Origin of the sequence: Paraburkholderia sp. CNPSo 3274, assembly GCF_024206475.1 — a bacterium.
GTDB lineage: Bacteria > Pseudomonadota > Gammaproteobacteria > Burkholderiales > Burkholderiaceae > Paraburkholderia.
The window spans coordinates 42,055-63,703 of record NZ_JAMBPR010000007.1; the positions used below are offsets into that span (position 1 = coordinate 42,055).

The 21,649-nt window shown below is 63.8% G+C and carries 19 protein-coding genes; 3 read left to right on the forward strand and 16 right to left on the reverse strand.

All coding sequences use genetic code 11. The features are described 5' to 3' along the window. Nucleotides 1-25: 25 nt before the first annotated feature. The 10 genes from phoU to M3I54_RS06495 form a co-directional block, all read right to left on the reverse strand. Entirely contained in the window at nt 26-730 is a 705-nt protein-coding gene (gene phoU, locus M3I54_RS06450) for a phosphate signaling complex protein PhoU (RefSeq protein ID WP_254333993.1), read from the reverse strand. 19 nt (nt 731-749) lie between these two features. After that, nucleotides 750-1,604: a phosphate ABC transporter ATP-binding protein PstB gene (pstB, locus tag M3I54_RS06455; protein WP_375542105.1), complete on the reverse strand. Its 855-nt coding sequence runs from the start codon at nt 1,602-1,604 to the stop codon at nt 750-752. 20 nt (nt 1,605-1,624) lie between these two features. Next, nucleotides 1,625-2,521 carry a phosphate ABC transporter permease PstA gene (gene pstA, locus M3I54_RS06460; protein ID WP_254333994.1) on the reverse strand — a complete coding sequence of 299 codons (897 nt, stop codon included), beginning with the start codon at nt 2,519-2,521 and terminating at the stop codon, nt 1,625-1,627. Next, entirely contained in the window at nt 2,518-3,504 is a 987-nt protein-coding gene (gene pstC / locus M3I54_RS06465) for a phosphate ABC transporter permease PstC (protein ID WP_254333995.1), read from the reverse strand. The genes pstA and pstC overlap by 4 nt, the downstream gene beginning before the upstream one ends. Before the next feature lie 206 nt (nt 3,505-3,710). Then, nucleotides 3,711-4,742, reverse strand: coding sequence for a phosphate ABC transporter substrate-binding protein PstS (pstS, locus tag M3I54_RS06470; protein ID WP_254333996.1), 1,032 nt, complete (start codon nt 4,740-4,742; stop codon nt 3,711-3,713). A 98-nt stretch (nt 4,743-4,840) separates the two neighbouring features. Further along, the gene (locus tag M3I54_RS06475; protein WP_254333998.1) at nt 4,841-5,125 is read right to left on the reverse strand and encodes a hypothetical protein; all 285 of its coding nucleotides are present in this window, start codon (nt 5,123-5,125) and stop codon (nt 4,841-4,843) included. Nucleotides 5,126-5,172: 47 nt separating this feature from the next. Then, the gene (gene glmM / locus M3I54_RS06480; protein WP_254334000.1) at nt 5,173-6,525 is read right to left on the reverse strand and encodes a phosphoglucosamine mutase; all 1,353 of its coding nucleotides are present in this window, start codon (nt 6,523-6,525) and stop codon (nt 5,173-5,175) included. 100 nt (nt 6,526-6,625) lie between these two features. Continuing rightward, nucleotides 6,626-7,453 carry a dihydropteroate synthase gene (folP, locus tag M3I54_RS06485; RefSeq protein WP_302058866.1) on the reverse strand — a complete coding sequence of 276 codons (828 nt, stop codon included), beginning with the start codon at nt 7,451-7,453 and terminating at the stop codon, nt 6,626-6,628. Nucleotides 7,454-7,650: 197 nt separating this feature from the next. Further along, on the reverse strand, nt 7,651-9,537 hold the full coding sequence (gene ftsH, locus M3I54_RS06490; protein WP_254334002.1) for an ATP-dependent zinc metalloprotease FtsH: 1,887 nt from the start codon (nt 9,535-9,537) through the stop codon (nt 7,651-7,653). A 192-nt stretch (nt 9,538-9,729) separates the two neighbouring features. Next, a complete protein-coding gene (locus M3I54_RS06495; protein ID WP_254334005.1) occupies nt 9,730-10,392 on the reverse strand; it encodes an RlmE family RNA methyltransferase in 663 nt (220 codons plus the stop codon). A gap of 273 nt (nt 10,393-10,665) precedes the next feature. On the opposite strand from M3I54_RS06495, the gene M3I54_RS06500 reads away from it, so the two are divergent. Further along, nucleotides 10,666-11,211, forward strand: a complete 546-nt coding sequence (locus M3I54_RS06500) for a YhbY family RNA-binding protein (protein WP_254334007.1) — start codon at nt 10,666-10,668, stop codon at nt 11,209-11,211. A gap of 57 nt (nt 11,212-11,268) precedes the next feature. Here M3I54_RS06500 and M3I54_RS06505 read toward each other — a convergent pair whose 3' ends face one another. The 6 genes from M3I54_RS06505 to gloB all read right to left on the reverse strand — a co-directional run bounded on the left by M3I54_RS06505 (nt 11,269) and on the right by gloB (nt 20,262). Beyond that, nucleotides 11,269-11,730, reverse strand: a complete 462-nt coding sequence (locus M3I54_RS06505; RefSeq protein ID WP_254334154.1) for a DUF4149 domain-containing protein — start codon at nt 11,728-11,730, stop codon at nt 11,269-11,271. Nucleotides 11,731-11,817: 87 nt separating this feature from the next. Beyond that, nucleotides 11,818-12,294, reverse strand: a complete 477-nt coding sequence (greA, locus tag M3I54_RS06510; RefSeq protein ID WP_028206648.1) for a transcription elongation factor GreA — start codon at nt 12,292-12,294, stop codon at nt 11,818-11,820. Between the two features lie 219 nt (nt 12,295-12,513). Further along, on the reverse strand, nt 12,514-15,768 hold the full coding sequence (gene carB / locus M3I54_RS06515) for a carbamoyl-phosphate synthase large subunit (RefSeq protein WP_254334009.1): 3,255 nt from the start codon (nt 15,766-15,768) through the stop codon (nt 12,514-12,516). A gap of 132 nt (nt 15,769-15,900) precedes the next feature. Next, nucleotides 15,901-17,040, reverse strand: a complete 1,140-nt coding sequence (gene carA, locus M3I54_RS06520; RefSeq protein ID WP_254334012.1) for a glutamine-hydrolyzing carbamoyl-phosphate synthase small subunit — start codon at nt 17,038-17,040, stop codon at nt 15,901-15,903. A gap of 587 nt (nt 17,041-17,627) precedes the next feature. Then, a complete protein-coding gene (locus M3I54_RS06525; RefSeq protein WP_254334014.1) occupies nt 17,628-19,271 on the reverse strand; it encodes a transglycosylase SLT domain-containing protein in 1,644 nt (547 codons plus the stop codon). Between the two features lie 154 nt (nt 19,272-19,425). Further along, nucleotides 19,426-20,262, reverse strand: coding sequence for a hydroxyacylglutathione hydrolase (gloB, locus tag M3I54_RS06530; RefSeq protein ID WP_254334017.1), 837 nt, complete (start codon nt 20,260-20,262; stop codon nt 19,426-19,428). Between the two features lie 20 nt (nt 20,263-20,282). Here gloB and M3I54_RS06535 point away from each other — a divergent pair, with 20 nt between their 5' ends. Together M3I54_RS06535 and rnhA are read left to right on the forward strand one after the other, a co-directional pair. Then, the gene (locus tag M3I54_RS06535; RefSeq protein ID WP_254334019.1) at nt 20,283-21,176 is read left to right on the forward strand and encodes a class I SAM-dependent methyltransferase; all 894 of its coding nucleotides are present in this window, start codon (nt 20,283-20,285) and stop codon (nt 21,174-21,176) included. After that, a complete protein-coding gene (rnhA, locus tag M3I54_RS06540) occupies nt 21,173-21,622 on the forward strand; it encodes a ribonuclease HI (protein WP_254334021.1) in 450 nt (149 codons plus the stop codon). The genes M3I54_RS06535 and rnhA overlap by 4 nt, the downstream gene beginning before the upstream one ends. The last annotated feature ends 27 nt before the right edge of the window (nt 21,623-21,649 follow it).

Here is a 21,649-nt window from a genome sequence, read left to right on the forward strand (position 1 = left end):
GACCTTGTTACCTGTTGAATCGGGATTAGCTAAGCGCTTCGCGTTCGAGGGCGTCGCGCGACTTGTGGCGCACGTCGGTCCCCTTCACGATGTAGATGATGAATTCCGCGATGTTCTTCGCGTGGTCGCCGATCCGCTCGATCGCCTTGGCGATGAACAGATAGTCGAGGCCCACCGAGATCGTGCGCGGATCTTCCATCATGTAGCTCACGAGCTTGCGCACGAACGCGCGGAATTCCTCGTCGATCGCCTTGTCGTCGCGCACGATCTGCGCGGCGGCCACCGTGTCGAGACGCGCGAACGCGTCGAGCGCGCGGCGCAGGATCGACACGGCCATTTCGCCCGAGACCTTGATCTCGGCGATGTTGACGGTGCGCGAAGCGCCGTCTTCCATCAGGCGCTTGGTGCGCTTGGCGATCTTCTCGGCTTCGTCGCCCGCGCGCTCGAGGTTCGTGATGGTCTTCGAAATGGCGAGCACGAGGCGCAGGTCGCGCGCGGCCGGCTGGCGGCGCGCGATGATGTTGCTGCACTCCTCGTCGATCTCGACTTCCATCGAGTTGAGGCGGTCTTCGGCGGTAATCACGCGCTCGGCGGCGGCGCCGTCGAACTCGTTCAATGCCTGCATTGCCGTGATGATCTGCGATTCGACGAGGCCGCCCATTTCGAGCACCTTCGACGAAATGAGGTTCAAATCGGCGTCGAACTGGCTGGACAAGTGTTTGTCGGACATGATTTGCTCCCTGCTTCGTTTAGCCGAAGCGGCCGGTGATGTAGTCTTCCGTTTCCTTGCGGACCGGCTTGATGAAGATCTTTTCGGTGTCGCCGAATTCGATCAGCTCACCAAGGTACATATACGCAGTGTAGTCCGAGCAACGCGCGGCCTGCTGCATGTTATGGGTGACGATCACCACCGTGTAGTCGCTCTTGAGTTCCGCGATCAGCTCTTCGATGCGGCCCGTGGAAATCGGGTCGAGCGCCGAGCACGGCTCGTCGAGCAGCAGCACTTCGGGGCGGATCGCAATGCCGCGCGCGATACACAGGCGCTGCTGCTGGCCGCCCGAGAGGCCGTAGCCGCTCTGGCCGAGCTTGTCCTTCACTTCGTTCCAGAGCGCAGCCTTGGTGAGCGCCCATTCCACGCGGTCATCCATTTCCGGGCGCGAGAGCTTCTCGAACATCTTCACGCCGAACGCGATGTTGTCGTAAATCGACATCGGGAACGGAGTCGGCTTCTGGAACACCATGCCGATACGCGCACGCAAGAGCGAGATGTCGCGCTTCGTGGTGAGCAGGTTTTCGCCGTCCATGAGGATCTCGCCCTCGGCACGCTGCTCCGGATAGAGCGCGTACATCTTGTTGAACGTGCGCAGCAGCGTGGACTTGCCGCAGCCCGACGGGCCGATGAACGCCGTCACCTTGCCTTCGGGAATCTGCAGGTTGATGTTCTTCAGCGCGTGATACTTGTTGTAGAAGAAGTTCAGGTCCTTCACTTCGATCTTCGGCTTGCCCAGCGCCGGCAGGCGTGCGTTCTGGGCGGGATCCGCAGGTTCAAACCCAGCGGAGGGCGCATTGCCGTGCGCAGCGGTGTTGAGGTGACTCTCAGCCATGTTCATCGGGAACTCCGCCCTTATTTCTTCGAAAATACCGTGCGCGCGAGGATATTCAGACCCAGCACGCCCAGCGTGATCAGGAAAACGCCGGCCCACGCAAGCGACTGCCACTGCGCAAACGGGCTCATCGCAAACTTGAAGATCGTCACCGGCAGGTTCGCGATCGGTTGATTCATGTCGGCGCTGAAGAACTGGTTCGACAGCGCGGTGAAGAGCAGCGGCGCGGTTTCGCCAGCAATACGGGCGATTGCGAGCAGCACGCCCGTCACGATGCCCGCGATCGACGCCTTGAGCGTAATGGAGAGCACCATCTTCCACTTCGGCGTGCCGAGTGCGAAGGCCGCTTCGCGCAGCGCGTTCGGCACGAGCTTGAGCATGTTCTCGGTCGTGCGGATCACGATCGGAACCTGCAGCAGTGCGAGCGCAATCGCGCCGGCCCAGCCGCTGAAGTGCCCCATCTTCGCCACGACGAGCGCGTAGACGAACAGGCCCACGACGATCGAAGGCGCCGACAGCAGAATGTCGTTGATGAAGCGCGTGACGCTGGCGAGCCAGCCCTTCTGGCCGTATTCCGCGAGATAGATGCCCGCGAGAATGCCGATCGGCGTGCCGACGAACGTTGCGATCACAACGAGCAGCAGACTGCCGACGATGGCGTTGGCAAGACCGCCGCCATCGGTGTTCGGCGGCGGCGTCGACTGCGTAAACAGATCCATCGAAAGACCGCCGATGCCGAGCGAAATCGTCGTGTAGAGAATCCACACGAGCCAAAGAAGCCCGAACGCCATGGCAGCGAGCGAGAGCGTGAGCGCGATCGCGTTGGTCACGCGGCGGCGGCGCTGCAGCCTGTCGCGCATGCGATCCAGTTCGGTGCCGTAAATCGCACCTGGAATTTTCATCATCGGTTCGCTCATCGCGCACCCTCCGATTTTTCAAGGCGCAGCAGCATGAGCTTCGAGATCGACAGCACGATGAACGTGATCACGAAGAGGATCAGGCCGAGTTCCATCAGCGCGGCGGTGTGCAGGCCCGGGCTCGCTTCCGCGAACTCGTTGGCGAGCGCCGAGGTGATGCTGTTGCCCGGCGAAAAGAGCGACACGTTGTCGAGCAGGTTCGTATTGCCGATCACGAACGTGACGGCCATCGTCTCGCCGAGCGCGCGGCCGAGACCCAGCATCACGCCGCCGATCACGCCGGTCTTGGTGAACGGCAGCACGATCTTCCACATCACTTCCCAGGTCGTGCAGCCAATGCCGTAGGCCGACTCCTTGAGCAGCACGGGCGTGACTTCGAACACGTCGCGCATGACCGAGGCGATGTACGGAATGATCATGATCGCGAGAATCACGCCAGCGCACAGAATGCCGATGCCGATAGGCGCGCCCTGGAATAGTGCGCCGACGATCGGCATGCCGCCCAGCAGCGAGCCGAGCGGCTTTTCGAACCATTGCGCGAAGATCGGCGCGAACACGAGCAGACCCCACATACCGTAGACGATCGACGGGATCGCGGCGAGCAGTTCGATGGCGATGCCGAGCGGACGGCGCAGCCACGCGGGAGAAAGCTCGGTGAGGAAGAGCGCGATGCCGAAGCTCACAGGCACGGCGATGACGAGCGCGATGATCGAGGTGGCGATCGTGCCGTAGATGGGCACGAGCGCGCCGAACTGCTCACTGGGTGGATCCCAGTCGGCAGTCCAGAGGAATGCGAAACCGAATTTCTGGATCGTCGGCAACGAGGCGATGAACAGCGACACGATGATGCCGCCGAGCAGCAACAGCGTGACGATGGCGGCGAAGCGCGCGAGGCCGCCAAAAATGATGTCCCCTGCCGGGCTGGGCGCTTTTTGCTGCGCGGCGTTGCCGGGCGGGTTCGACACGAGCGGGACGTCGGACATGGTGACCTGGGTTCCAGTTGCCGCGAGCGCGGGGCTCACGACGTTGATGCAGCCATGGGACTGCAGATCGCCCGCCTTCCGGCCGTTAATACTGACAGCCGGAAGGCGGGCGGCACATCATGGACAGCGCGGATTCAGGCAAGCCACAAGCGAACAGGCCGCGCGCGTCACGCGGCGGCCTTTTTTACGCTTGCCTGACGCCTTGCTTACTCAGCGATTGCTTTGCCGCTCGCGTCCTTGACCTTCTCCTTCCACTGCGACTTGATTTCGCTCACGACCGACTGCGGCAGCGAGATGTAGTCGAGGCTATCAGCAGCCGGCGTGCCATTCTTGAATGCCCAGTCGAAGAACTTGAGCGTTTCCTTGCCCTGGTCCGGCTTGTCCTGTGCCGTGTGCAGCAGCACGAAGGTCGCGCCGACAACCGGCCATGCGTCCTTGCCCGGCTCGTTCGTGAGGATCTGGTAGAACGACTTCTTCCAGTCCGCGCCAGCGGCCGCTGCCTTGAACGTTTCGGTGTCCGGCTGAACAACAGCGCCCGACTCGTTCTTCATGGCAGTGTAGACCATGTGGTTTTGCTTGGCGTATGCCCACTCGACGTAGCCGATCGCGCCCGGCAGACGCTGCACGAAGGCTGCGACGCCGTCGTTGCCCTTGCCGCCCGTGCCTGTCGGCCAGCTCACGGTCGTGCCTTCGCCGACCTTGCTCTTCCACTCGGGGTTGACCTTCGAGAGGTAGTTCGTCCAGATGAAGCTGGTGCCCGAGCCGTCGGCGCGACGGACCACGGCGATGTCGAGATCAGGCAGCTTGACCTTCGGGTTCAGCGCGGCGATGGCCGGATCGTTCCACTTCTTGATCTTGCCGAGGTAGATGTCGCCGAGCACCGGGCCCGACAGGGTAATCTCGCCCGGCTTCACGCCCGGCACGTTGATCGCCGGCACGACGCCACCGACCACCGTCGGGAACTGGAACAGGCCGTCCTTGGCCAGCTGGTCATCCTTCAGCGGAGCGTCCGAGCCCGCGAAATCGACGGTCTTGGCCTGAATCTGCTTGATGCCGCCCGACGAGCCAATGCCCTGGTAATTCACCTTGCCGCCGCCCGACTTTTGATAGGCATCCGCCCATTTCGTGTAGATCGGTGCTGCGAAGGTGCTACCCGCGCCGGTGATGTCAGCAGCCTGCGCTGCAATCGCGAAGAGCGCGCCAGCAACGCCAGCGAGCGCGGTTTGCATCAATTTCATGAGACCTCCAGTGTGTGAGCGGATGAACGACACCGCGAAGCTTAGGGGGTCTCTGTGACAGTACCGTGACGATTCATGAAGCGAACGTGACAGTTCGATTACTGGCTGAAAGGCGCGTGGATATGCGTATCGGGCGGTTTGCCAGGCGCGGTTGCGGCATGGCCCGCAAGGGCTGCAGCGGCTGAAAAGGCCGCCAGGTGGGCGTTCGGAGACCGCCCAGGGGTCCGATGAAAAAATTCGAGGAATCCCTCGAAAGTGGTTTGCAAACCGTTATGCGATTGTTTTAAACGTTTGCCTGCTTTCGCCGTGACGCCGAAAAAATCGCAAAAAAAGGATGCACCCAAAAAGATGAGCACGCCGGCGGATTGCAACGTCGTGCTCATCGGTTCGGCGCTGGCGTGACTCAGTCGCGTAACTTAATAGCCGGCGATCACGCGATCGAACGCTTGACCACGCTGGCGATCGCCTCGGCGTAGTGCACGGTGTCGCGCTCCTCGCGCGCCTCGACCATCACGCGCAGCACCGGCTCCGTGCCCGAAGCGCGGATCAGCACACGGCCCCGGCCCTTCAATTCCGCCTCGGCGGAAGCGATCGACTGCTGGATCGCGGCGTTGCCCTTCCAGTCGGCGCCGTGCGCGATGCGCACGTTGATGAGCTTCTGCGGAAACAGTTTCACGCCGTCGAGCAGTTGCGCGATCGTCTTGCCGCTGCGCTTCATCGCCGCGAGCACGAGCAGCGCCGAGACGATGCCGTCGCCGGTCGTGTGACGGTCGAGCGAAAGAATGTGGCCCGAGCCTTCGGCGCCGAGCTGCCAGCCGCGCTCGCGCAGTTGCTCCAGCACGTAGCGATCGCCCACGTTTGCGCGCACCAGCTGTACCCCGAGGCCTTCGAGCGCCTGCTCCACCGCGAGATTGGTCATGAGCGTGCCCACCGCGCCTTCGACCTTGCCGTCGGTCGCGATGCGGTCCTTTACGAGCACGTAGAGCAACTCGTCGCCGTTATAGAGGCGGCCATGTGCATCGACCACCTGGAGGCGGTCGGCGTCGCCGTCGAGCGCGATACCGAGATCCGCGTGATTCGCGCGCACGGCGCGCACGAGCGCGTCAGGCGCGGTCGCGCCCACGCCATCGTTGATGTTGAAACCGTTCGGCGACACACCGATCGGAATCACGTCCGCGCCCAGCTCGTGGAACACGTGCGGCGCGATGTCATACCCCGCACCGTTGGCGCAGTCGATCACGAGCTTCAGGCCGCGCAGATTGAACGCCTGCGGGAACGTGCTCTTGCAGAACTCGATGTAGCGCCCGCCCGCGTCGTGCAGGCGGCGTGCGCGGCCAAGCTGCTCGGACGGCGCGCAGGCAAGCGGCTGCTCGAGCTGCTCTTCGATTTGCGTCTCCACCTCATCGGGGAGCTTGTTGCCGTCGGCGGAGAAGAACTTGATGCCGTTGTCGTAGTACGGATTGTGCGACGCGCTGATCACGACGCCCGCGGCGAGCCGCAGCGCGCGCGTGAGATAGGCGATGCCGGGCGTCGTCATCGGACCGGCCAGCATCACGTCGATGCCCGCAGCCGAAAGCCCCGCTTCCAGGGAGGCTTCGAGCATATAGCCTGAAATACGCGTGTCCTTGCCGATCAGCACGGACGGGCGCGGCCCGGATGCCGCCGCCGAGCCCGCGAGCACCTTGCCCGCGGCGTAGCCTAGCCGAAGCACGAAATCGGGCGTGATCGGCGCCTCGCCGACCTTGCCACGCACTCCATCAGTTCCGAAATAACGACGTCCCATCTTTCTACCCCTCGGTTTGGTGCTGCTTTGTCCTGTATTGTGGCCGCCCGGATCCGCTCCGGCGCACTTCGTGGCCGTCAGCGTTCTTCCAGGCAATGGCTCAGCCTTGTGTGTCCAACGTACCGACGGACATCGCGTCGCGCATCGCCGCCCAGATCTTGAGCGCGTCCACGGTGGGCGCAACGTCGTGCACGCGAATGATCGCCGCGCCGCGCTGTGCCGCGCACACGGCGGCCCCCACGCTCGCCGCGACGCGTTCGGGCGCGGGCCGGTTCACGAGCGCGCCGAGCATCGACTTGCGCGACATGCCGGCAAGGATCGGATACGGCGCGACGCCTGCCGCAACCTCGGGCGCCGTCTCGGGCAGGTGCGCGAGCAGCGCGTAATTGTGCTCGACCACCGACTTGCCAAAGCCGAAGCCCGGGTCCACGCTGATGCGCGCCTTCGCCACGCCCGCCGCTTCGAGTTCGGCACAACGCCGGGCGAGAAACTCGCGCACCTCGCGCACGACGTCCACGTAGTCGGGCTCGCCCAGCTGCATCGTCTGAGGCTCGCCGAGCATGTGCATCACGCACAGCCCGCAGTCGCTGCCGCGCACGGCCTCAATCGCGCCGGGCATCCGGAAACCCCAGATGTCGTTGATCATGTCGGCGCCTGCCGCGAGCGCCGCGCGCATGACTTCGGGCTTGTACGTGTCGATCGACAGCGGCAGGTTCGCGCCCTTGAGCTTTTCCACGAGCGGAATCACGCGTTCGAGTTCCTCGTCGAGCGGCACGGGCGGCGCGCCCGGCCGCGTCGACTCACCGCCAATGTCGATGATATCGACGCCGTCGAGCATCATCTGTTCGGCGCGGCGCAGGGCGTCGCCGAAAGCGATATAGCGACCGCCGTCGGAAAACGAGTCGGGCGTTGCGTTGAGGATGCCCATGACGAGCGGACGCTCGAAAGTCAGCGTGAAGCGGCCGCAGGCGAGCGGTTCAGGTGGGAGACTACCTTGCGAGGAGATGTTGGGCACGTCAAGAAACGTCAGATGTGTAACGAGATGCGGCGGCACAGCGGCACGCCAGAAATGCAAAACGGGCCGATGTGAACATCACACCGGCCCGCAACTTTACTCGATCAGGATCACGCCGGTGCGGTGGCGCTACCGGGCTTGACCTCGGTGCCGGTGCTGCCACCCGACGACGCATCGCCCGGCGACGGCGTGCTCTTCGGCGAGCGCGGCGGACGGCCGGCCATGATGTCGTTGATCTGGTCGGCGTCGATCGTTTCCCACTCCATGAGTGCCGCGGTCATGGCTTCGACCTTGTCGCGGTTCTCGTCGAGCAGGCGCTTCGCGAGGTTGTACTGCTCGTCGAGCACGCGGCGGATTTCCGCGTCGACCTTCTGCTGCGTCGCTTCCGAAATCGCGCGCGTGAAGCCCTTGCCGAACGGGGAGGCTTCGTTGTCGTCGTCGGCGTAGACCATCGGTCCGAGCGCGTCGGTCATGCCAAAGCGTGTCACCATGGCGCGGGCCGTTTGCGTCGCCTTGTTGAAGTCGTCCGAGGCGCCCGTGCTGATCAGGTTCATGAACAGCTCTTCCGCCACACGGCCGCCGAACAGAATGGCCAGACGATCCAGCAGATAGTCCTTCGAGTACGTTTCGTTGTCGTGCTCGGGCAACTGCCACGTCACGCCGAGCGCGCGACCGCGCGGGATGATCGTGACCTTGTGCACCGGGTCCGCCTTCGGCAGCAGCTTCGCGACAACCGCGTGACCCGACTCGTGGTACGCCGTGGCGCGCTTCGCTTCTTCGCGGATGACAGCCGACTTGCGCTCCGGACCCATGAAGATCTTGTCCTTTGCGTCTTCGAAGTCCTGCATCTCGACGATACGCTTGCCGCGGCGCGCCGCAAACAGCGCCGCTTCGTTCACGAGGTTCGCCAGGTCAGCACCCGAGAAGCCCGGCGTGCCGCGCGCGATGACCGCTGCATCCACGTCGTTGGCGATCGGCACCTTGCGCAGGTGGACCTTCATGATCTGCTCGCGGCCGCGAATGTCCGGCAGGCCCACATACACCTGGCGGTCGAAACGGCCCGGACGCAGCAGCGCCTTGTCGAGCACGTCCGAACGGTTGGTTGCCGCGATCACGATAACGCCCGAGTTCGCCTCGAAGCCGTCCATCTCGACCAGCATCTGGTTCAGCGTCTGCTCGCGCTCGTCGTTGCCGCCGCCCATGCCGGCGCCACGATGGCGACCGACCGCGTCGATTTCGTCGATGAACACGATACACGGCGCATGCTTCTTGGCCTGCTCGAACATGTCGCGCACGCGGGCCGCGCCCACGCCGACGAACATTTCGACGAAGTCCGAACCCGAGATGCTGAAGAACGGCACCTTCGCTTCGCCGGCAATGGCGCGCGCAAGCAGCGTCTTACCCGTACCCGGAGGGCCAACGAGCAGCACGCCGCGCGGAATGCGTCCACCCAGCTTCTGGAATTTTTGCGGATCGCGCAGGAAGTCGACGAGTTCCGACACTTCTTCCTTGGCTTCGTCGCAGCCCGCGACGTCGGAGAAGTTGACCGCGTTGTTGTTCTCGTCGATCAAGCGGGCGCGCGATTTACCAAAGGAGAACGCCCCGCCTTTGCCGCCCCCCTGCATCTGTCTCATCATGTAGAACCAGAACACGATGATGAGGATGGTTGGCCCGAGGTAATACAGCGCGGAAACCAGCGCATTCGGCTCTTCATCAGCCTTGCCGCTCACCTGTACGCCATATTTCATCAGGTCGCCGACCATCCAGATGTCACCCGGGGAGACGATCTGGTATTTCTGGCCATCAGCCGGAGTGACCGTGAGGTTCCGCCCCTGCACCACGACAGTCTTGACCTTGCCGTTCTTCGCGTCGTCCATGAACTGCGAATAGGAAACGCCTTCCTGGACACGGGGCTTGTCGAACTGCTTGAACACCGTAAACAGCACCAGTGCGATTACCAGCCACACTGCTGCCTTCGAAAACATGTTGTTGTTCAAAGCACCACTCCTTCACTCATAGATGGGCGCCTACATTTGCCTTGCGACACCACCAAAGCATTCTAATCCAGTACACGGACCCCTGCCATAACGTTTCGCTACCGCAGGAATAGCCCGAGCGCCTTGTCCTGACCGCCTCTCGGGGCCATTTTGCGACCAGATTGCGCCTTTTGCACGGCAATCATGCCCCGTTTAACGGGGACGCTTCAGATGTTTACCCAATATAAACGTTTCGGACGATTTATCGCGCGAAGCCTTCGGCTTGCGCGCCGCCACGACCTTGAATTGCTGCTTGAACTTCTCGACGATCTGACTGTAACCGCTGCCGTGGAAGCATTTGACTAAAAGGGCTCCATCGGGTTTCAGATGATTCTGCGAAAACTCGAGCGCCAGATCGCACACGTGCTCGATGCGCGCCGCGTCGGCCGACGCGACCCCCGAGAGATTGGGCGCCATGTCCGAAATTACAAGATCGACCGGGCGCCCACCCATCAATTCTTCCAGTTGCGCGAGCACGGCGTCCTCGCGGAAGTCGCCCTGCAGGAACTGCACGTCGGAGATGGGTTCCATGGGCAGGAGATCGAGCGCGATGATCGTGCCGTCGATTCCACCCTGCCGCTGGTCGTCGCGCTTCGTGCTCTGCGCGAGTTTGTTGCGAGCGTACTGGCTCCAGCTGCCGGGCGCGGCGCCGAGGTCCACGATCAGCATGCCGGAGTGGATCAACTTGTCCTGCTCGTCGATTTCCTTGAGCTTGTAGGCGGCGCGAGCGCGATAGCCCTCCCGCTGCGCCATTTTCACGTACGGGTCGTTGATATGGTCGTGCAGCCACGACTGGTTGAAGCGATTTTTTGCCATTAAAGATGAACTCTTGCTGCGTGATTCCGCGCTTTTAGCGGATAATACGCGTTTTATTCGTGCGGCCGTCGCGGCCCGCTTGGCCGGATGTTCGTTTCTCCGCCGGCGTTTTTTGCCCGCGCCCTGCCGCTCCCCACGGTTTTCCGTTGTTCCGACGCGCTTTGCCCGCTGGCGGCCCGCTATTCGCGGACCGCATTCACGTCTGCCCAGGTTGTCAATTCATGCCTGTCGACCCGCGCGGCGCCGTCATTTTAGTCGAGTCTGCCACATCCCATGCCCGCCCTCACTCTTTCCGCCGAACAGCGCTCCGAGCTGCGCTCCCAGGCTCACGCGCTCAAACCGGTGGTGCTCATCGGCGCCGAGGGACTGACCGACGCCGTGCTCAAGGAAATCAAGGTTCACCTTTCCGCGCACCAGCTCATCAAGGTGCGCGTGTTCGGCGACGAGCGCGAAGAGCGCCTCGCGATCTACGAAGAGATCTGCGACCGCCTGAATGCCGCCCCGATCCAGCACATCGGCAAGCTGCTCGTCATCTACAAGCCCGAGGAAGCCAAGGCGAAGGGCACCACCGCGCGCGCCGGCGCCCGCGGCACCGTGTCGCGCCCGTCCGCCGACGTACCGAGCGCGCGTGAAGCGGGCAAGCGTGGCGCCGCTCCGCGCACCGTCAAGGTCGTCAAGGCCAGCGACAACCCCATGCGCAAGCCGAAGGCCCAAAAGGTGACGGTCAAGGGCAACGAGCGTGTCACGCAAGGCGGCAACATCAAGCGTGCCAAGAAGCGCCAAACCAGCTCCAAGCGGGCCCACCAGGGTTCGAAGTAAAAAAGCGCGGCCATCGAGCCGCGCTTTTTTTTCACCTGACTCGGCTTCAGGTCGCTATCAGCGCGGAGCGGCTTCCACGCGCTGCGGCAGCGTGCCGCGCGCCGAAGGCAGCAGCCAGACGAGCCACGCGCCCAGCAGGCTCTGCACGAGATAGAACAGGCTCGACACGCCGTGCAGCAAGCCGAAGCGGCTCGCATACGGCGAACTGGCCACATCCATGCCCGCGCTCATTGCTTGAACGCGCAGCGCATTCATGAACGGCTGCAGCGCGAAATAGCCGATCAGCACACACAGCAGCATGGCGGCCAGAATCCAGCGCAGCCGCCGATAGCCCAACGCGCCGCGGCGCGCGAGTACGCTCGAGAGCCCGAGCATCAGCACGCCGCACACCACGCCGATCATGCCTTCGAGGCGAAAGAGCTGCGCGGCGAGTTCGCCGGCCACCACCCTTTCGAGCGATGCGAACAAGACGGGCGCGACCGCATAGCCGATGGTCAGCTGGCTGCCGACCCACAGCATGGCCAGCAGCCCGAAAAGCCGGTGCGGAACGAGCGAAACGGGAGTGGCGGAACCCACGTGGCTTGCAGTACTCACCTCGATGCGCCCTCAGACGTAGCGAACCTCGATGACCTCGTACTCGCGCACGCCGCTGGGGGCCTGCACTTGGGCGACATCGCCTTCGGACTTGCCGATCAGCGCGCGTGCGATGGGCGAGCTCACCGAGATCAGGCCGTGCTCGAGGTCGGCTTCGTCGTCGCCGACGATCTGGTAGGTCACCGTCTTCCCCGAATCGAGGTCTTCGAGATCCACGGTCGAGCCGAACACCACGCGGCCATCCGCTTCGAGCGTGGCCGGGTCGATGATCTGCGCGGCCGCCAGCTTCGACTCGATCTCGGCGATGCGGCCTTCGATGAAGCCCTGCTTTTCCTTTGCGGCGTCGTATTCCGCGTTTTCCGACAGATCGCCCTGCGCACGCGCTTCCGCGATCGAATTGATGACCGCCGGACGCTCGACGGATTTCAGGCGTTGCAACTCTCCGCGGAGTTGGTCTGCACCGCGCTTGGTCAAGGGAATCGTGCTCATAAACAACTCGTACGGCCCACAAGGGCCTAAAGAAGACCGCGCCACACACGCTTGTCGCGCACGTTGCGGCCATAAAAAAAATTCCGCGGTTAAGTGCATCCCGCGAGGGCGGCCGCGCGGTCTGGCGCAGCCTGAAAACCCTGTTGGGACGCCGCTTAACCGCGGCACATTCAGCTTTTTTAGCCTGCCTCGTCGAGCGTTAGACAGACAATTGAAGCCTTAGTTTAGGCGAGCATGGAGGCCTTGTAAATCATAGACTTCCAGGTTCTTCAGGTAGCGCAGACCCTCGACGGCCGCGCGTGCGCCCGACATCGTCGTGTAGTACGTGACCTTGTTGGCCTGCGCGCTCATGCGGATCGAACGCGAATCGGCGATCGCCGCGCGCGTTTCGTCGACGGTTGTGAAGACGAGCGAAATCTCGCCGTTCTTGATCATGTCGACGATGTGCGGACGGCCGTCCTTCACCTTGTTCACGATCTTCACCGGCACGCCGGCCGCCTCGATCGCGGCAGCCGTGCCGCGCGTGGCGACGATCGGGTAGCCGAGCTCGTGGAGCATGCGCGCGACTTCCACGGCCTTGGGCTTGTCAGCGTCCATCACCGTGATGAAGACGGTGCCCGACTCCGGCAGGCGCGAGCCCGCTGCGAGCTGCGACTTGAAGAGCGCTTCGCCGAACGTCTTGCCCACGCCCATCACTTCGCCCGTGGAACGCATTTCCGGTCCGAGCACGGGGTCGACAGTCGGGAACTTCACGAACGGGAAGACCGCTTCCTTCACGCTGAAGTACGGCGGCACGACTTCCTTCGTCACGCCCTGGTCCGCCAGCTTCTGGCCGACCATCGCGCGCGCCGCGATCTTCGCGAGCGGCAGGCTGGTCGCCTTCGACACGTACGGCACGGTACGCGAAGCGCGCGGGTTCACTTCCAGCACGTAGATGATGTCCTTCTTCGAACCGTCATCCTGTGGCACTTGCTGGATCGCGAACTGCACGTTCATCAGGCCGACCACGTTCAGCGCCTTGGCCATCGCGCCCGTTTGACGCTTGAGTTCGGCAACCGTTTCCTGCGAAAGCGAGTACGGCGGCAGCGAGCATGCCGAGTCGCCCGAGTGCACGCCCGCTTGCTCGATGTGCTCCATCACGCCGCCGATGAACACGGCTTCGCCATCGGAGATGCAGTCCACGTCGCATTCGATTGCGTCGTTCAGGAAGCGGTCGAGCAGCACCGGCGAATCGTTCGACACCTTCACGGCCTCGCGCATGTAGCGCTCGAGGTCGCGCGGCTCGTGGACGATTTCCATGGCGCGGCCGCCCAGCACGTACGACGGACGCACGACGAGCGGGTAGCCGATTTCGTCGGCGAGCTTGAGCGCTTCGTCTTCGGCGCGTGCGGTGCGGTTCGGCGGCTGGCGCAGGTTCAGCTCCTGCAGCAGCTTCTGGAAGCGCTCGCGGTCTTCTGCGGCGTCGATCATGTCCGGCGACGTACCGACGATAGGCACACCGTTCGCCTCGAGGTCGAGCGCGAGCTTCAGCGGCGTCTGGCCGCCGTACTGCACGATCACGCCAACCGGCTTTTCCAGATCCACGACTTCGAGCACGTCTTCGAGCGTGAGCGGCTCGAAGTACAGGCGGTCGGACGTGTCGTAGTCGGTCGAAACCGTTTCCGGGTTGCAGTTGACCATGATCGTTTCGTAGCCGTCTTCGCGCATCGCGAGCGCGGCATGCACGCAGCAGTAGTCGAACTCGATGCCCTGGCCGATCCGGTTCGGGCCGCCGCCCAGCACCATGATCTTCTTGTTCGTGGTCGGGTTTGCCTCGCACTCGTCCTCATAGGTCGAGTACATGTAGGCGGTCTTCGTCGCGAACTCGGCCGCGCACGTGTCCACGCGCTTGTAGACCGGGCGCACGTTCAGCTCGATACGGCGGCGGCGCACGTCGGCCGCGTTCGCGCCGAGCAGCTTCGCCAGACGGCGATCCGAGAAACCGCTCTGCTTCAGATAGCGCAGTTCGTCCTTCGAGAGGCTTTCGAGCGTGCGGCCGCGCGCGGCCTCTTCCTTCTTGACGATCTCTTCGATCTGCGCGAGGAACCACGGGTCAATCGCGGTTTCTTCGAAGATCTCTTCGCGCGTCATGCCCACGCGGAACGCGTCGCCCACGTACCAGATGCGGTCCGGACCGGCTTCGCCGATCTCGCGGATGATCTCGTCGCGGCTCGTGGTCTTTTCGTCCAGACCGTCCACGCCGACTTCCAGACCGCGCAGCGCCTTCTGGAACGACTCCTGGAACGTACGGCCAATCGCCATGACTTCGCCCACCGACTTCATCTGCGTGGTGAGGCGCGGATCAGCTTCGCGGAACTTCTCGAACGCGAAACGCGGAATCTTCGTGACGACGTAATCGATGGTCGGCTCGAACGACGCCGGCGTCTGGCCGCCGGTGATTTCGTTCTTCAGTTCGTCGAGCGTGTAGCCGACGGCCAGCTTCGCCGCGACCTTGGCAATCGGGAAGCCCGTGGCCTTCGACGCGAGCGCCGACGAACGCGAGACGCGCGGGTTCATTTCGATCACGATCATGCGGCCCGTGCGCGGGTCGATCGAGAACTGGACGTTCGAACCGCCCGTATCCACGCCGATTTCGCGCAGCACAGCGAGCGAGGCGTCGCGCAGGATCTGGTATTCCTTGTCGGTGAGCGTTTGCGCCGGCGCGACCGTGATCGAGTCGCCGGTGTGGATGCCCATCGGGTCGAGGTTTTCGATCGAGCAGACGATGATGCAGTTATCCGCCTTGTCGCGGACCACTTCCATCTCGTATTCCTTCCAGCCGAGCAGCGATTCTTCGATTAGCAGTTCGCGCGTGGGCGACAGGTCGAGACCGCGCTTGCAGATCTCTTCGAACTCTTCACGGTTGTAGGCAATGCCGCCGCCCGAACCGCCGAGCGTGAACGACGGACGGATCACGACCGGGTAGCCGCCCGAGCCGGTGGCCTCGGCGATTTCGCCTTGCACCTTGAGCGCCTCTTCCATCGAGTGCGCGACGCCCGACTTTGCCGAACCGAGACCGATCCTGGTCATCGCGTCCTTGAACTTCTGGCGGTCTTCGGCCTTGTCGATGGCTTCCGGCGAAGCGCCGATCAGCTCGACGTTGTACTTCGTCAGCACGCCGTGGTGGTGCAGGTCGAGCGCGCAGTTCAGCGCGGTCTGGCCGCCCATCGTCGGCAGGATCGCGTCGGGGCGCTCCTTTTCGATGATGCGCTCCACCACTTCCCACGTGATCGGCTCGATGTAGGTGACGTCGGCCGTGTTCGGGTCGGTCATGATCGTCGCCGGATTGCTGTTGACGAGGATGACCTTGTAGCCTTCTTCACGCAGCGCCTTGCATGCCTGCGCGCCCGAATAGTCGAACTCGCACGCCTGGCCGATGATGATCGGACCCGCGCCGATGATGAGAATGCTCTTGATGTCTGTCCGCTTGGGCATAACGCTCTCGCTAAATATTCCTGTGTCTTTTACGCCTGGCGGCTGACTGCTTGCCGCCCGGGTGCGCGCGTGGGCCGTTCTTCAAACCGGCTCGCTGCGCACCCTGCTCCGCTCTTTCGCTTGATGCGGCGCTTACGCCGCCTTCGCCTTGTCCATCAGCGCCGTGAAGCGGTCGAACAGATAGCCGATGTCCTGCGGACCCGGCGATGCTTCCGGGTGCCCCTGGAAGCAGAACGCGGGCTTGTCGGTCAGCTCGAACCCTTGCAGCGTGCCGTCGAACAGCGAAACGTGCGTGACGCGCGTGTTCGCGGGCAACGTGGCGGCGTCCACCGCGAAGCCGTGGTTCTGCGACGTGATGACGACGCGGCCGTCGCCGAGATCCTTTACCGGATGGTTCGCGCCGTGGTGGCCCGTCTTCATCTTCATGGTCTTGGCGCCCACGGCCAGACCCATGATCTGGTGGCCGAGGCAAATGCCGAAGGTCGGGATGCCGCGCTCGATGAAGGCTTGCGTTGCCTTGATTGCGTAGTCGCAGGGTTCCGGGTCGCCGGGGCCGTTCGAGAGGAACACGCCGTCCGGGTTCAATGCGAATGCGTCTTCAGCCGTAGCCTGAGCCGGCAGCACCGTGACGTCGCAGCCGCGCTCGGCCAGCATGCGCAGGATGTTCTGCTTCACGCCGTAGTCGAACGCCACGACTTTGTACTTCGGTGCCGATTGCGTGCCGTAGCCTTCGCCCAGACGCCATTCCGTGGTGTTCCACTGGTACGGCTTTCCGGTCGACACGACCTTGGCGAGGTCCATGCCCGCGAGGCCCGGGAACGAGCGCGCGAGTTCGATGGCCAACGCTGCGTCGTCGGAGCCTGCGAGGATCGCGCCGTTCTGCGCGCCCTTGTCGCGCAGGATACGCGTGAGCTTGCGCGTATCGATGCCGGCGATGGCGACCACGCCTTCGTCCTTCAGATACTGGCCGAGCGTGCGCTCCATGCGGAAGTTCGAGGCGAGCACGGGCAGGTCGCGGATGATCAGACCGGCGGCATGGACTTTCGTGGCTTCGACGTCTTCGGCGTTGACGCCGACGTTGCCGATATGCGGATACGTCAGGGTGACGATCTGGCGAGCGTAGCTCGGGTCGGTCAGGATTTCCTGATAACCGGTGATGGCCGTGTTGAACACGACTTCACCGATCGTATGACCCGGCGCGCCGATCGAGTAACCACGAAAGACCGTGCCGTCGGCGAGCGCGAGCAGAGCGGGAGAGAATGACGGCAACACGGGAGACTCCTTGGGGGAGCACCCTGTGCCGACCTGTTATCCGACGTTGCGATCTTGCGACCTGGGAGCGGCTGCGGCGTCGGCATCCTTTTCTGTGAGGATCAGGATGCGCGCGCGGCGCGCTCGCTTGCGCGACTTCTTCGTGTGGTCGACCGTTGTGGCGCCGGGCCACGAGCGCGCGTTTGTGACGCAGGATCGGGCGGCAGCCGGCCAGTTGACGATGAAACGCGGGCGGCGGATGAACGGATGGGAGGAGGTAGGCGCTAGGGTGCGGGTTGATAAGCTCAAACCTTTGAATTATAGCGCGAAAGTCATCTTTCCTTCAAATTTCAGGATGACGCTGGCGACGGGAAGCGTGCTCGCAGCCCGGTGCGCAGCCCTTTCCACTATAGCGGGCGGGGGCACGGCGGCAAGCGTCGGCGGCTCGGCGCCGCCCGGAATTGCGCCCGCTTTTTTTGCACCCACCAACGAAAACGCCGCCACCTGGCGGGGTGACGGCGTCAAAGACAACAAAAACGGAAAAGTGATCGGAGCGAAATACCATGCGCTGCCCCCGCAACGCATGTTTGAGCACCCTTCGCCTGCCGCTATTTTGTCTGGTGCTTCTGCGCGTGGGTTTCGGCCTTCGGGCGGCTCGCCGCACCCTTCGACGCCTTGCTGGGCGCAGCGCTGACCGTCCTGGCCTTGACCGGTTCGGAAACCTTGACGACCTCGGTGCGCGCGCGACCGTGCTTCTTATCGTATCGCGACTTCGACCCGGTGTCTGCAACGCGGGTGCCAATTCGCTGCACGCCACCGCCAGAAACGTTCGTTGCCAGACGCTCCGGCCCCGGTTCGCTCGGCATTGCCTTGTTGACCGGCACGTGCAAAACCAGCACCTGGCCCGGCGCGACGTAGTCGCGGCGGGTCTTGTTCCATGCCTTCAACTGGCCGAGCGACACGCCATAGCGGCCCGCCACCGCGTCCATCGACTGCTTGCGGCGCACGCGGATCAGCATCTTGCGTGTGTCGGGCACGTCTGGCTCCATGGCCAGCACGGCGCTTTCCGCCACGTCTGCGCTGATGTCTTCGTCGTCGCCGTCGTCGGTGCGCGGCACCACGAGCGTCGACCCCGCCTTCAGGCGCATGCCCGCCGGAATCTTGTTGACCGACATCAGCGTGTCGGCGTCCACGCCGATCTTCTGCGCGATCGCCGCCGGCGTGGCGCGCGAGTCGGTCGTGTAGACGGTCCACGACGAAAGCTGGCCGGAATAGGCCTTCAGGTTGCGCTCGAACGCGCTCGCGTTGTCGAACGGCAGCAGGATCTGCGGGTCGGTCGCGCCGAGAATCACGGGTTTCTTGAACGACGGGTTGAGCGAGCGGAACTCGTCGGTCGTCATGTTCGCGAGCTTGGCGGCGACGTCCACGTCGATATCGTGCGAGGTCGTGACCGTCACGAAATACGGGTGGTTCGGAATGGACGGCAGCGTGAGGCCGTACTGCTGCGGGTTCATCACGATGTTCTTGACCGCCTGCAGCTTCGGCACGTAGTTACGCGTTTCGCTGGGCATGCGCAGGCTTTGGTAGTCGGTCGGCAGGCCCGCCGCCTCGTTGCGCGCGATGGCGCGCTGCACGTTGCCCTCGCCCCAGTTGTAGGCGGCCAGCGCGAGATACCAGTCGCCGAACATGTCGTGCAGGCGCGAGAGATAGTCGAGCGCGGCACTGGTCGACGCCAGCACGTCACGGCGCTCGTCCTGCCACATGTTCTGCTTGAGGTTATAGGTGCGGCCCGTGCCCGGCACGAACTGCCACATGCCGGCGGCCTTCGCGACCGACAGTGCCTGTGGGTTATACGCGGACTCGATGAACGGGAGCAGCGCGAGCTCGGTAGGCATATGACGCGCCTCGAGCTCTTCGACGATGTGATACAGGTACTTCTGCGAACGCTCGGTCATGCGCGCGACGTAGTCCGGCCGCTGGGCGTACCAGTTGGCGTTCATGTCGACGAGGTCGCTCTGCAGGTCGGGCATCTGGAAGCCGCGGCGAATGCGCGCCCAGAGGTCGGCGTCGGGGCTCGTGAGCTGATCGACGGAGCCTTGATCGACGTTAATGGTTTCCTTCGCGGCGGAGGTCTTACGAATGAGGTCGGCGTTGGCCTGGGCGTTGGCTGGTGCTTGAGAACTCGCAGACGGTCCCCCGCTCGCACAGGCGGCAAGCATGAGGACCAGCAGCGCACTGATAATGAATCGCATGAAAATCTACATCCGCATGGCTGGAATTTGCAGCCGATAGTACGGAACGTGTCCGTTTCCGTCAATCGGAATTAATGGAAAAAAAGCCATGAAATCCGCAGCTTGGGCGTGATTCCATACGATTGGGTTGAGCATGCCCCCTGACCTGGTCGGGTCAGCGGAACCGATTCTTCCATTCACGCATCATTGCGAAAGCCGCAAGCCGGTCCGGCACCGATTCGTGCAGCGCCTCGGTAAGCGCGGCTTGCACCGCCGCATCACCCGCGCGCAGAAAAGGATTGACGGCGCGCTCGTGCGCGATCGTCGTGGGCAGCGTCGGCACGCCGCGCTCGCGCAGCGCCGCCGCCTCGCGGCTCCAGTCGCGCAGATCGGCGTTCCCGGGATCGCAGGCGAGCGCGAAGCGAATGTTCGACAACGTGTATTCGTGTGCGCAATGCACATGGGTATTGCCGGGCAGCGCCGCGAGCGCGTCGAGCGAGTCGAGCATCTGCGCGGGCGTACCCTCGAAGAGGCGGCCGCAGCCGCAGGCAAAGAGCGTGTCGCCGCAGAAGACGTGCGGCGTGCCGGCGGCATCCGCTGCCTGGAAATAGGCAATGTGGCCACGCGTATGGCCCGGCACGTCAATCACCGTCAAGTCGAGCGCGGGCGCACCCAGATGGACGGCGTCGCCACCCTTCACGCGCGTGACGAACGCATCGAGCGGGCCGAGCGCCTCGCCGGCCGGGCCGTAGACGGGCACGCGGGTGTCGGCGAGCAGGTCCGCCACACCGCCGACATGGTCGTTGTGGTGATGGGTGAGTAAAATAGCGACAAGCCGCCAGCCGCGCTTCGCGAGGTACGCGCGAACCGGAGCGGCGTCGCCCGGATCGACGGCAACGGCATTCTGGCCGTCCGAAACGACCCAGATGTAATTGTCTTCAAAAGCCGGAACCGGTACGTACTCGTAGGCGCACGTATCGCTCGAACGCGCGTACTCAAGCGGACTCTTCATGGGGCGACGTATTCTTCGACATGTCTGACCGATTGATTATAGACTGGCCTGCCTGGACCGCCTCGCCCGCTGGCAGGTATGTGCTCGGCTGGGAGCAGGAGCAGCTCGACCGCGTGGTATCGAACGTGTTCGGCTACCATGCGCTGCAGCTCGGCCTGCCGCAGCTCGACGCCCTGCGCGAGAACCGCATGTCGTGCCGCGGCCTCGTGCTCGACGCCGCCAGTGCTGCAAGCGCCCCCTACTCCGTACCCGGCGCGTCGGCCCATGCGCACCCGAACGGCGGGCAAACGTTGCCCGGCGCGGGCGGCGCAACGCAAGACCGCACCCCCGCTGCGGACGGCAGTTCGTTGCTTCACGCGCCCACGGGCCGCAGCACCGTATGGTGCGACTATCTCGATCTGCCGTTCGAGGCACAGAGCGTCGACCTGATCGTGATGCCGCACACGCTCGAATTCACGAGCGACCCACACCGCCTGCTGCGCGAAGCCGAACGTGTGCTGATGCCTGAAGGGCAATTGCTGATCGTCGGTTTCAACTCGCTTTCGCTGTGGGGCGCGCGCCAGTCGGTCGGCAAGCTGACCGGCCATCCGTTCCTGCCCGCGCGCCAGGACCTGATCGCCTTCACGCGCCTGAAAGACTGGATCAAGCTGCTTGGCTTCGAGCTTGAACGCGGGCGCTTCGGCTGTTATCGTCCGCCGCTCGCGACGGACCAGTGGCTTGGCCGCTACGGCTTCATGGAAGCCGCCGGCGACCGCTGGTGGCCGATTTTCGGCGCTATCTATATGGTGACGGCGATCAAGCGCGTGCGCGGCATGCGCCTCGTCGGGCCACTGAAGGTCAAGAAGCCGGTGCTGGCCGCGAGCCTGAAGCCTGCCGCCACCACCCCTTCCCCAACACGCAACAAGGACTCATGAGCACACCCGACTTCGTCGAAATCTTCACGGACGGCGCCTGCAAGGGCAACCCAGGCCCGGGCGGCTGGGGCGCGCTGCTGCGCTTTGGCGCGCAGGAAAAGGAACTGTTCGGCGGCGAGGCCGGCACGACCAACAACCGCATGGAGTTGACGGCGGTGATCGCCGCACTCGACGCGCTCAAGCGCCCGTGCAAGGTGATCGTGCACACCGACTCGCAGTACGTGCAAAAAGGCATCAGCGAGTGGATTCACGGCTGGAAGAAAAAGAACTGGATGACGGCCGCCAAAACGCCGGTCAAGAACGACGACCTCTGGAAGCGTCTGGACTCGCTCGTCGCCCAGCACGAGATCGAGTGGCGCTGGGTGAAGGGTCACGCCGGCCACCCGGAGAACGAGCGCGCCGACGCGCTCGCGAACCGCGGCGTCGCCACGCTCGCCGAACTCTGAGACCGCTTCGCGCGGCTGCTCCACGCT